This is a genomic window from Streptococcus sp. 27098_8_148, from assembly GCF_041432105.1.
In the GTDB taxonomy this organism is placed as follows: Bacteria; Bacillota; Bacilli; order Lactobacillales; family Streptococcaceae; genus Streptococcus; species Streptococcus parasanguinis_AE.
Map to the genome: position 1 here is coordinate 22,834 of NZ_JAPVYY010000008.1, position 12,261 is coordinate 35,094.

Consider the following 12,261-nt stretch of genomic DNA (forward strand, 5'->3'; position numbering starts at 1 on the left):
TGGATGAAAGGAGGTGAGAAAATGAATGAGCAAAAAAAATCGATTACGATGAAAGATGTTGCAGCAGAAGCTGGGGTTAGTGTTGGGACAGTCTCTCGTGTTATCAATAACGAAAAAGGCATTAAAGAGGTGACATTAAAAAAAGTTCAACAAGCGATTGAAAAATTGTCTTATGTGCCAGATGAATATGCGAGAGGATTAAAAACGAATCGTAGTAATATTATCGCTTTACTTATTCCAACCATTTGGCATCCATTCTTTTCTGAGTTTGCATATCATGTAGAAAAGGAATTGTTGAAAAATCAATGTAAATTATTGATTTGTAATGCAGATAAAGATGCTCAAAACGAGATAGAGTACATAAAATTACTTGAAAAAAATAAGGTAGATGGGATCATTGGGATCACCTATTCAGATATCGATAAGTATATCTCCTCTAATTTACCTTTTGTTAGTATTGACCGTCATTTTTCTGAAAATGTCTATTACGTAACCTCTGAAAATTATCATGGTGGTCAACTAGCTTGCCGAGAGTTAGTCAAACGAGGTTGCCAAAATTTAGCTTATATCAGCGGTGTGAACAAACATTTGAATGAAACAACGGAACGGGGAAGGGGGTTTAAAGATGAAGCTAAGCAGCAAAATACAAAACTCTGTAGTCTTGAAATGCCAGAACCGTTAGATCAAGCAGAAAGACAAATTAAGTCCTTTTTTGAAGCTCATCCTCAGATTGATGGGATTTTTACAGTAAATGATTTTATGGCTCTACGTGTTATAAAAGTTTTGACGGAGATGGGAAAAACTCCTCTAGAGGACTATCAAATTATTGGTTTTGATGGGTTAAGACCTGCTTTTGATCAACCGTACTTACTTTCGACCATTGTTCAAGAAATAGCTCAGATGGCCCAAGCGGCAGTAGAATTATTACTTAAATTGATTCGTAAAGAAAAAATAGAAAAGAATGTGATTAGTTTACCCGTACATTTCTTTGAAGGGAACACTACAAAAAAATTATAAAAAGTGCTTGACAAATTATGAAAGCGCTGTTATAATTTAGCTATAAAATGAAACGTTTCAAAAAACTCAACTATTTTAGCTTGAGTTGAAAATATAACCAAAAAAATGAAACGTTTCAAAAAGGAGGACGCTATGCGTAAAGGTATTAAGTTATCTGTAGTTGCAGCACTATCATTAGGATTGCTTGCAGGATGTGGTGGGGGATCAAAATCCAAAACTGCAAGTTCTTCAAATGAGATTAAAGTCTGGGTTCAGTTCTCAGATGAAACAGCTGAGGGAAAAGCTTGGCAACAAGTTGTTGATAATTTCAACAAATCAAAGAAAACAAAATATAAGGTTGTGACAGAATTTATTCCACGTAGCGGTAGTGGTGGTGGATATGAAGATAAGGTTAACGCCGCTGTTACGACAAATAGTTTACCAGATGTCATTACACTAGATGGTCCTAATACTGCAGCCTATGCAAAATCAAAGGTGATTGCTCCTTTGGATGATTATCTAAAAGACGATAATATGGATGATGTACTGGACAGTATTAAACAACAGGGAACTTATGATGGTAAATTTTATGCATTTGGTTATTCAGAATCCAATGTAGGTGTTTACTATAATAAGAAAATGTTTAAGGAAGCAGGGATTGATGAAGCTAGTTTGCCAACCCTAGAAAAACCATGGACATGGTCTGAGTTTAATGCCATTGCTAAGAAATTAAAAGATCATTTTAACAAACCAGCAATTGATTTCCGTTTGAATTCAAACGATGAGATGTTGCCATATGCTTACATGCCTCTTATTTGGTCAAATGGTGGATCTGTTGTGAATTCTAAAGGAACAAAAGCGGAAGGCTACTTCAATAGCAAAGAAAGTGTTGAAGCTGTTCAATTTATTCAAGATCTTGTGAAGGATGGATATACGACAGTTAGTCCTGTTGAAAAAGGTTTTGAAACCGGTGAATATCCTATGGTTCTGAGCGGTTCTTGGACGATTGCAGACCTACAAACAAATTACAAAGATATTGATTTTGGTATTCTTCCTTATCCAGTTTCAGATAAAACGAAGAAATTGGTATCACCTTCAGGTAGTTGGCAATTAGCCGTTACAACAAAATCTGATAAAAAAGAAGCAGCCGCTGAATTTGTTAAGTTTGCTACAAATACTGAATCTAGTGAAATTCTAAGCTTAGGTAACAGTGTTCTTCCAATCAGAAAATCAACAATTAAAAATATTAAGGACAAAGTATCTGAGCCAATGCGTTTCTTGATGGAACAAAATGCTAAAACGGCTCATGCTCGTCCAGTTGTAGTAGCTTATCCACAAGTTTCACGCGCTTTCCAACAAGCAATGCAAGATATCAGCTATTATAAAGATAATCCAGATGTACAAAAAGTATTAGATGCTCGTGCGAAAGAAATGCAAACAGCAATCGACCAATCTTTAAATAAATAGTTGACATTCAAAAAGGTGGAAGGTAAGTTATGGAATGTACCTTCCACCTTATTTTATTTAATAGTTTCATCTTAGGAGACGAACAATGAGCGAAAAAAATAAAGTCGAAACAAAAAAGAAAGAACGCCTTAAAGAAAATATTATGGGCTATAGCTTTTTAGCTCCAGCTTTAATATTACTTTTCATCTTTTTAGTGATACCTGTTGGTATGGTGATCTATTATGCCTTTACAGATTATTACCTATTAACGCCTGAGGATAGAAAATTTGTAGGACTACAAAATTTTATGCGCTTAGCACAAGATCCAATCTTTATAAAAAGCTTCTTGAATACCTTGAAATTTGTAGTTTGGATTATTCCAGTGCAACTTGGTGCGGCTCTCGGGATGGCCTTAATTGTTAATAAGAAACGTAAAGGAAATATGTTCTTTAAGGTAGCATTTTTTGCTCCTGTTGTGATGTCTCTTGTCGTTATCTCTATCCTCTGGTTATACTTGTTAAATCCAAATAATGGTTTGCTCAATGCTCTACTGAATAAAATTGGTATTTCTTCACAACCATTCTTGACAAGTCCAAAACAAGCCATGTATGCCATTGTATTTGTTTCTGCATGGCAGGGTGCAGGTTATCAAATGTTGTTATTCCTTGGAGGAATGCAAAATATTCCACAAGATATTTATGAGGCGGCAGAGTTGGATGGATTTTCAAAATGGGCTCAATTTAGATATATCACGATGCCTTTATTGAAACCAACTGCCTTGTTTGTACTCTTGACAACATTGATTTCAGCATTTAAATTGATTGTGCAACCAATGGTCATGACTCAAGGTGGTCCATTGAACTCAACAATCACTATGGTATATTACATTTATCAACAAGGTTTCACTGACCGTCTTGTTGGTTACTCAAGTTCGATTGCCTTAGTATTTACAACATTGATTGGTATGATTAGTCTTGTACAACGGCGAGTTTTGAAGGAGGATGATTAGGATGAAACGTTTAAAACCGACTATTATTTTAGAATATGTTTTATTAATTCTATTAGCAGGCCTCTTTCTATTTCCTATGATCTGGATGGTGGTTTCAGCAATGAAGCCAGAAGCAGATGTGTATAAGAATTTAACAAGTTGGAAAGCGTTCTTACCTAGTTTTAATCCAGCTGATTGGTTTAAACCCTACCAAGAGGTTCTTGCCCGTTTTAGTATTCTAACATATCTAGGGAACAGTATTTTTTATGCAGGAACATTTGCACTTGGGTCTATTATAGTAAACGCCTTAGCGGGATTTGCATTTGCAAAAATTAATTTTACAGGTAAAAAAATTCTGTTTGGCTTTTTATTGGCCTTGTTAATCATTCCGATGGAAACAGTGTTGATTCCACAATTTACAATTATTAATTCACTTGGCTTAGTTAATAATCGTTTAGCGGTTATTATCCCTGGATTAGCTAGTGTCTTTAATATTTATCTTTTCCGAAACTTCTTTATTGCCATTCCAGAAGAAATTATCGAATCTGCAAAAATAGATGGTGCAAGTATCTTACGGATCTTTTTCAAGATTATGTTGCCGATGTCGAAACCAGCGGTTGCAACAGTAGGTGTTCTTTCCTTTATTTCTAGTTGGAATGATTATATCTGGCCGTTGATGGTTTTAACCGATTCGTCAAAATTTTCAATGCAGGTGGCAATTACAACCATTAATACAACTCAACCAGTTTATATCAATCAAGTAATGGCTGTTTTGACAATTTCTACAATTCCACTTATTCTAGTATATATCGTAGCACAAAAATATATTATTCAAGGTCTAGGTGGATCTGGTACAGGTATTAAGTAGGTGATCAGTATGAAGGAAAGCATTCGGAAGGCAAATCAGTATATCGATGAAAACAGGGAGAAGGTTGACCAGCAATATAGAGGGGCATTTCATTTGCTCCCTCCAATCGGCTGGATGAACGATCCAAATGGCTTTGTTTATTTCCGTGGGGAATACCATTTGTTTTACCAATTCTATCCCTATGATAGTGTTTGGGGACCCATGCATTGGGGGCATGCCAAATCAAAAGATCTCCTCCATTGGGAAGAATTGCCAGTAGCTTTAGCACCAAGTGAAAGCTATGACAAGGATGGTTGTTTCTCGGGTAGTGCTATTGTGAAAGATGACAAGCTTTATTTGCTGTATACGGGTCATGTAGACGATGAGGAAAAGCGAGAAGAGACGCAGTGTCTTGCGGTTTCGACAGATGGCATTACCTTTGAAAAGTTGCCTACTAATCCAGTGATCCATGCTCAACATATTGAGGGGATCGCAGATATTGCAGATTTTCGTGATCCTAAAGTATTTGAATACCAAGGAAGCTATTACGCTGTCGTTGCTTCTAAGACGCCAGATGATAGAGGTCAAATTCTCCTATTTGCATCAAGTAATCTAGTAGATTGGGCCTTTACATCAGTTCTTTTAGAAGGTGAAAAAGGGCAAGGGATTATGTGGGAGTGTCCCGATTTCTTCCCTTTAGATGGCAAATGGGTCTTGATCCTGTCACCCATTGAAATGGAAAGACAGCAAGAAAAATACTGGAACTTAAATTCGACGGTTGCCTTTATCGGTGACATGAATTGGGAAACAGGGCGCTTTCATGTCGATTCCTATGATGAAATGGATGGTGGTTTGGATTTCTATGCCCCTCAAACTTGTCAAGGACCAAATGGCGAACGATACATGGTTGCCTGGATGCAAATGTGGCACCGGTCTATCCCCAGTCATGATTTAGCTCATGGGTGGGCAGGTAGTATGACTCTTCCAAGAAAATTGTCTCTGAAAGACGGACGATTGGTTCAGGAGTTACCTGAGTCAGTGAACGAACACTTTCTTGTAGAGCATGCGTCAGAAACCATTGTTAAGGGCAATCAGATCACGATCCCAGCGAAAGGGAAACAAACCTTGTTTGAGCTAGATACCAAACCGGGTCGCTCCTTTATCCTTGGATATGGTGATGAAACTGATCCTGATAGTGTCTTGCAATTGGTTTATGATGCCTCTCAAAAACGCTTTAGCTTAAGTCGAGACCAATTTGGGCACCCCATTTCTGGAAAAGAAAATCCAGCATTTCAATCGAGATGGATTCAGTTGGATGCTGAAAAAGATCATCATTTTTCGATCATTCGCGATACCAACTCAATTGAAGTATTCGTGGATGGTAAAACTCTCTCCATGACCTTTTATGAAACGAGTCAGAATCCCGTCTATACCCTCACGGCAGATGAAGGGGTCGATTGGGTCTTGAAAACCTATCAAGAATAGGAAAGCAATAGCCTCCTAAAGAATAAAAGACAAGTTCTATGACTTGTCTTTTTGTTGTATCCTAAATAGGATTTGTGTTCATCGAAGAAAATTTGGGAATTGGTCTCATGACGGATCTGACTCTCTTTCCAGAATATCCAAATCTTGTCAAAATTCCGCTGGTTGAAGAGGAAAAAACAGTCTTCTATATTAGTTATGCCTATCCAAATGAAGGGGAACCCCAAGCACGTCTTAGCTCCTTTATTGAACGGTTAGAGAAGTGTGAAAAATAAGGAAGCTGGTTTAAAATAGACCAGTAGAAAGTGTCTTGAATAAAATGAGGCTTGTAGAGAAAGGAAATTCATGATTTCGCTTTGTCTGCCAACCTTTTTTGGTGATTTTTGGTATAATTAAACTTGATCATATTCTGCAGAAAGGAGTTCCTATGTCCAACTATTTATCCGTATCAAGTTTGACCAAATATTTGAAATTAAAATTTGATAAGGATCCCTATTTGGAAAGGGTTTATCTGACAGGGCAGGTCTCCAATTTCCGAAAACGTCCCAACCACCAGTATTTTTCATTAAAGGATGAAAAAGCGGTTATTCAGGCGACGGTCTGGGCTGGGGTTTATCGAAGCTTTGGTTTTGAGCTAGAAGAAGGCATGAAGATCAACGTCATCGGTCGCATTCAGCTCTACGAGCCAAGTGGGAGTTATTCCATCGTCATTGAAAAGGCTGAGCCAGATGGGGTAGGGGCCTTGGCCATCCAATTTGAGCAACTCAAGAAAAAGTTGACCGAAGAAGGGCTCTTTCAGGATCGGTGGAAGCAAGCTCTGCCACAATTTCCTAGAAAGATCGGGGTCATCACCAGTCAAAGTGGGGCCGTGATTCGCGATATTATCACAACGGTGAGCCGACGCTTCCCTGGTGTAGAGATTGTGCTCTACCCGACCAAGGTTCAGGGTGAAGGAGCATCTAGTGAGGTGGTTGCTAATATTCAAAGAGCCAACCAACGGGATGATTTGGATGTCTTGATTATCGGTCGTGGGGGTGGTTCAATTGAAGATCTCTGGGCCTTTAATGAAGAAGCAGTGGTGCGAGCCATTTTTGAATCGCGGATTCCTATTATCTCCAGTGTTGGACATGAGACAGATACGACTCTAGCCGATTTTGTAGCAGACCGACGAGCCGCTACTCCGACAGCCGCCGCTGAATTGGCCACTCCAGTAACTAAGTTGGATCTCTTGTCCCATTTACAAAAGCAGGAAAATCGCATGGCAACAGCGATGTCCAATCGCTTGGCCTATAATCGTGAACGCTTGGCCAAATTAAGTCAATCGGTTATTTTTAGACAGCCTGAAAGACTCTATGATGGCTACCTGCAAAAGATTGACCAGTTGCAATTGCGCTTGAAACAAGGAATGCGCGATGCTTATGGACAAGGGGCCAATCAGCTGCAAGGTCTGCGTCATCGCTTAGAAGCCACGTCTCCTTTGCATCGTATTGATCGCTACCAGGACCGCCTGCTCCAAGATAAGAGAATCTTAACCAACCGAATGGAACAAGTCCTTAAAGAGCAAAAGATCAAGGTGCAAGGCTTATCAGAAGCCCTCTTGATGCTGGATACTAGCCGGATTATTGCGCGTGGCTATGCCATGGTCAAGCAAGACGGTCAGGTCTTGGATTCGGTTGCGAAAGTAAAAGAAGGAGACCCGCTGTCCCTCATCATGAGAGATGGCCAGTTAGAAGTAGAGGTAAAACATGTCGAAAGAAAAGAAATTTGAAGAAAATTTAGCAGATTTGGAAGCCATCGTCCAAAAATTGGAGAGTGGGGATGTGGCTCTTGAAGAAGCGATTACAGAATTCCAAAAAGGAATGAAGTTGTCAAAAGAATTGCAAGATACCTTGGATCAAGCAGAGAAAACCTTGGTCAAGGTCATGCAAGCAGATGGTACTGAAGCGGATCTAGCATGAGACAAGAAGAAAAACGAAATAGAGTAGAGCAAGCAATTCGCTCTTTTTATGAGGAAAAATCCATCGCTCCCCATTTAGTGGACTCGGTCCTGTATTCGATCCAGGCAGGTGGAAAACGCCTGCGCCCAATGCTTCTTCTAGAATTGTTAGAAGCCTTTGGACTGGAATTGACGGAGGCTCACTTTCAAGTGGCAGGAGCTTTGGAGATGATCCATACAGGAAGCCTTATTCACGATGATCTGCCTGCCATGGACAATGACGATTACCGTCGGGGACAATTGACCAATCATAAGAAATTCGGAGAAGACCTGGCGATTTTAGCAGGGGATGCGCTTTTTCTCGATCCCTTTGGAATGATAGCTGCGAGTGCCCTTCCTAATGAGGTCAAGGTCGCTTTGATTCTTGAATTGTCAGATGCTTCCGGTAGTCGTGGAATGGTAGCTGGCCAAGTCCTTGATATGGAAGGGGAACACAGACAGCTCACGCTAGCAGAGTTGCAGACCATCCATGCTAATAAGACAGGACGCCTCCTTGCCTATCCTTTCATCGCAGCAGGTTTGATTTTAGAGTTGCAAGCGGACATTGGTCAGCTCTTAGAACAAATCGGGAAAAAATTAGGCCTGGCTTTTCAAGTGCGGGATGACATTTTGGATTTGGTCGCTGATTTTGAAGCTTTGGGTAAGACCCCTCAAAAAGACTTAGTAGCTGAAAAATCGACCTATCCAGCCCTGTTGGGATTGGAAGAATCAAAAGCTTTGCTGACAAGTGAATTAGACGCTTGCGAGGACTTGTTGGATCAGATTACAACTGCTTGCGACTTTGATCCGCGAGCGATCAAGAAATTAATAGAAGGATTACGAATAGATGGCTAAGGAAAGAGTGGATGTATTAGCCTATAAACAAGGCCTATTTGATACCCGCGAACAAGCCAAAAGAGGGGTGATGGCAGGTCTTGTCGTTGCCGTCATCAATGGTGAGCGCTTCGATAAACCGGGTGAAAAAATTGATGAAGCAACCGAGTTGAAATTAAAGGGTGAAAAGCTCAAATATGTCAGCCGGGGCGGTCTTAAATTAGAAAAAGCCCTGAACCAATTTGGTTTGTCTGTAGAGGACAAGATTGCCATCGATATTGGAGCTTCTACAGGTGGCTTTACGGATGTCATGCTGCAAAACGGAGCTAGCCAGGTCTTTTCGGTGGATGTCGGGACCAATCAGTTGGCCTGGAAATTGCGCAATGATCCTCGAGTGGTCTCGATGGAACAGTTCAATTTCCGCTATGCCGAGCCAGATGATTTTGAAGCGACACCGAGCTTTGCGAGCATCGATGTCAGCTTTATTTCCTTAGACTTGATTCTGCCAGCCCTTCACCGGATTTTGGCAGAAAATGGACAAGTCGTGGCGCTGGTGAAACCTCAGTTTGAGGCAGGACGCGAACAGATCGGGAAAAATGGGATTATTAAGGATCCTAAGATTCATTTAGCCGTTCTTGAAAAGGTCGCTGCTTTTGCAGGGACACATGGCTTTGCGGTAATGGGAGTGGATTATTCCCCTATTCAAGGAGGCCATGGCAACATCGAATTTTTGATGTATCTAGAAAAAAAAGAAGAGAAAACAAAGCCAACGACAGAGCAGCTGGAGGCTGTTGTGGAGCTGGCACACAAGGAATTTAAACATGAAGAGTAAGAATATCAGATTAGAAAAAATTCGTCGCTTCATTCGCGATCATGAAGTGGGGACGCAAGAAGAGATCGTCGAACATTTGAAAGAAGAAGGCATCTCAGCAACCCAAGCTACAGTGTCACGGGATATCAAAGAATTGGGCATCGTAAAACGCCCTCTAAAAGACATGACCTATGTCTATGAATTGCCACGTAAGCACCACCAGGGGATCGGGATGATCGAAAGCAATATCTTGTCTCATCGCCGCATGGGAGAATATGTCAATTTCACCATGGTTCCAGGGACGGCTCCTTTAGTCAAACGTCGCTTGCGGGAGATTTATAAGGAGCATATCTTTAGTATTGTTGCAGATGATGATACGATCTTGCTGATCGCCTATTCAGCTCCAGAAGCAGAGAATATCCTCAAATCAATCTTTGGGTGGTAAGAGCCTATGCTATTAGAAATGTCGATTAAGAACTTTGCCATTATCGAAGAGATTTCCTTAAATTTTGAAAAGGGAATGACGGTACTGACAGGGGAAACAGGTGCAGGGAAATCCATCATTATCGATGCCATGAACATGATGCTGGGAAGCCGCGCAACGACGGATGTCATTCGACACGGAGCCCCAAAAGCGGAAATCGAAGGTCTCTTCACTGTTGAGAGCAATCGCCATCTGACGGCTCTCTTTGAAGAGCAAGGACTAGAGTGGACCGATGAATTGATCATTCGCCGAGAGATCCTGCAAAATGGACGAAGTGTCAGCCGGATCAATGGTCAGATGGTGAATTTATCTGTCTTAAAGGCAGTCGGTCAACATTTGGTGGACATCCATGGCCAGCATGATCAGGAAGAACTTATGCGCCCCCAATTGCATATCGCTATGCTGGATGAATTTGGGGATGCAGCCTTTTTCCAAACCAAAGACGCTTATCGTCAAACCTTTGAAGATTACAAACGTCTGCGCAAACAAGTAGTGGAACTTCAGCGCAACCAGCAGGAAAACAAGGCCCGTATTGAGATGTTGGAGTTTCAAATTGCAGAGATTGAGGCAGCTGCCTTGGAAGTGGATGAGGACCTGCGTCTGGAGCAAGAACGCCAACGCCTGCTCAATCACAAGATGATTGCAGATACCCTAACCAATGCCTATACCATGCTGGATGCAGAAGAATTTTCGAGCCTCTCCAATGTTCGCTCAGCTATGAATGATCTGGAAAGTATTGAAGAATATGATCCCAGCTACAAAGAGCTCTCAAGTCAGCTATCTGAAACCTTCTATGCCCTTGAGGATATTACCAAGCGCTTAGAAGATGTGGTCGATGGTCTGGAGTTTGATGGCAATCGCCTCATGCAGGTGGAATCGCGTTTGGATTTGATTCACTCCATCACGCGAAAGTATGGTGGCCAAGTCAAGGACGTCTTGGAATACCTGGCGCAAATCACCAAAGAATATAGCCTCCTCACCGGAAGTGACCTCTCGTCTGAGGACTTGGAAAAAGAACTCAAACGTTTGGAAAAGAGTTTGGTCACCTTGGCTCAAGATTTGAGTGATCAGCGGCATACTCTGGCTCAAGCTTTGGAAAATGAAATCCAGCAAGAATTGGCAGATCTCTACATGGACAAGGCGCGCTTCCAAGTGCGTTTTAGCAAGGCTAAGTTTAATCGTGAGGGAAATGAAGCTGTCGAATTTTACATTTCGACCAACCCAGGTGAGGACTTTAAACCTCTTGTCAAGGTAGCATCCGGCGGAGAATTGTCACGCTTGATGTTGGCCATTAAGTCGGCTTTTTCTCGAAAAGAAGGAAAAACCAGTATTGTCTTTGACGAGGTGGATACAGGAGTCTCTGGGCGCGTGGCCCAAGCCATCGCAGCGAAAATTCATAAGATTGGTCAAAATGGCCAAGTGCTTGCCATTTCTCACCTGCCTCAAGTCATCGCTGCAGCAGATTATCAATTCTATATTGAGAAAATCAGTGATGAACACTCAACTGTATCTACTGTGCGTTTGCTCAATAGAGAAGAACGAATCGAAGAAATTGCCAAGATGCTGGCAGGAGAGGATCTAACGGAAGCTGCCCGTCAACAAGCAGAGCAACTTCTCAAGCGTTAAGAGAAAGAAGGTTTGAAACAATGTCAAGATACTTTGTAGTCGGAGATATTCACGGAAAAGCACAAATGCTAGAAGAGATCATGACAGAGTGGGATGGAAAAGCTCAATTGGTCTTTTTAGGGGATTTGATAGATCGAGGCGAAAACAGCAAACGATCAATTGAAATCGTAAAGGACTACGTAGACCACCACGGAGCGGTTTGCCTTTCCGGGAATCACGAGTACATGTTTTTAGCCTGGTTGGACAATCCAGAAGAGCGTTATGACCACTACCGAAGAAATGGTGGCGATACGACCATCAACTCTCTGTTAGGCCGGCCACTCGATGCTCCTGTAGATGGCATTGCGGATGCGCAAGCAGTAGAAAATGCCGTTCCTGACTTGGTGGCCTTCATCCGTAGTTTGCCCTTTGACTACGAGACAGAAACCTATTACTTTGTCCATGCTGGTGTGGATCTAACCCTTGAAAATTGGCGGGAAACCAGTGATTACCAAAAGGTCTGGATCCGAAAACCATTCCATGAAGCGGAGAATCATACAGGCAAATGGATCGTCTTTGGCCATACACCAGTCTATGGACTGCTCAATGAGCCAGTCGGTACTGAAAATCTTTGGATTTCAGATCAGAAGATGGGTGTCGATGGGGGCGCTGTCTTTGGTGGAGTCCTCCATGGATTGCTCTTGGATGATCAAGGCATTGTCCATGACCATGTCCTTCATAATACAGGTTTTTCTGCCGCAGACGACTGAGGAATCAGGAATGGATATCTTTC

At 41.5% G+C, this 12,261-nt stretch carries 13 protein-coding genes; all 13 read left to right on the forward strand.

Translation table 11 applies throughout. The annotated features are described in order from the left end of the window. Positions 1-21: 21 nt before the first annotated feature. Positions 22-1,017: a LacI family DNA-binding transcriptional regulator gene (locus O3646_RS07630; RefSeq protein WP_070845308.1), complete on the forward strand. Its 996-nt coding sequence runs from the start codon at positions 22-24 to the stop codon at positions 1,015-1,017. 132 nt (positions 1,018-1,149) lie between these two features. Next, the gene (locus tag O3646_RS07635; RefSeq protein WP_041826251.1) at positions 1,150-2,463 is read left to right on the forward strand and encodes a sugar ABC transporter substrate-binding protein; all 1,314 of its coding nucleotides are present in this window, start codon (positions 1,150-1,152) and stop codon (positions 2,461-2,463) included. An 85-nt stretch (positions 2,464-2,548) separates the two neighbouring features. Further along, positions 2,549-3,451 (forward strand): carbohydrate ABC transporter permease, encoded by a 903-nt coding sequence (locus tag O3646_RS07640; protein WP_014712989.1) that lies wholly within the window; start codon positions 2,549-2,551, stop codon positions 3,449-3,451. 1 nt (position 3,452) lies between these two features. Continuing rightward, entirely contained in the window at positions 3,453-4,298 is an 846-nt protein-coding gene (locus O3646_RS07645) for a carbohydrate ABC transporter permease (RefSeq protein ID WP_176745622.1), read from the forward strand. Between the two features lie 9 nt (positions 4,299-4,307). Further along, a complete protein-coding gene (locus O3646_RS07650; RefSeq protein WP_070845312.1) occupies positions 4,308-5,762 on the forward strand; it encodes a glycoside hydrolase family 32 protein in 1,455 nt (484 codons plus the stop codon). 74 nt (positions 5,763-5,836) lie between these two features. Continuing rightward, a complete protein-coding gene (locus O3646_RS07655; RefSeq protein ID WP_049486562.1) occupies positions 5,837-6,034 on the forward strand; it encodes a hypothetical protein in 198 nt (65 codons plus the stop codon). A 152-nt stretch (positions 6,035-6,186) separates the two neighbouring features. Next, positions 6,187-7,527: an exodeoxyribonuclease VII large subunit gene (xseA, locus tag O3646_RS07660; protein ID WP_371610721.1), complete on the forward strand. Its 1,341-nt coding sequence runs from the start codon at positions 6,187-6,189 to the stop codon at positions 7,525-7,527. Continuing rightward, positions 7,505-7,717, forward strand: a complete 213-nt coding sequence (locus tag O3646_RS07665) for an exodeoxyribonuclease VII small subunit (RefSeq protein ID WP_003006013.1) — start codon at positions 7,505-7,507, stop codon at positions 7,715-7,717. Before xseA ends, O3646_RS07665 begins: the two co-directional genes overlap by 23 nt. Then, positions 7,714-8,589: a polyprenyl synthetase family protein gene (locus O3646_RS07670; RefSeq protein WP_349977263.1), complete on the forward strand. Its 876-nt coding sequence runs from the start codon at positions 7,714-7,716 to the stop codon at positions 8,587-8,589. Before O3646_RS07665 ends, O3646_RS07670 begins: the two co-directional genes overlap by 4 nt. Beyond that, on the forward strand, positions 8,582-9,400 hold the full coding sequence (locus O3646_RS07675; protein WP_195424454.1) for a TlyA family RNA methyltransferase: 819 nt from the start codon (positions 8,582-8,584) through the stop codon (positions 9,398-9,400). Before O3646_RS07670 ends, O3646_RS07675 begins: the two co-directional genes overlap by 8 nt. After that, positions 9,390-9,824, forward strand: a complete 435-nt coding sequence (locus O3646_RS07680) for an arginine repressor (protein ID WP_003006022.1) — start codon at positions 9,390-9,392, stop codon at positions 9,822-9,824. Before O3646_RS07675 ends, O3646_RS07680 begins: the two co-directional genes overlap by 11 nt. Positions 9,825-9,830: 6 nt before the next feature. Then, entirely contained in the window at positions 9,831-11,489 is a 1,659-nt protein-coding gene (gene recN, locus O3646_RS07685) for a DNA repair protein RecN (RefSeq protein WP_371610722.1), read from the forward strand. Between the two features lie 20 nt (positions 11,490-11,509). Beyond that, entirely contained in the window at positions 11,510-12,238 is a 729-nt protein-coding gene (locus O3646_RS07690) for a metallophosphoesterase (RefSeq protein ID WP_257738539.1), read from the forward strand. Positions 12,239-12,261 lie beyond the last annotated feature (23 nt).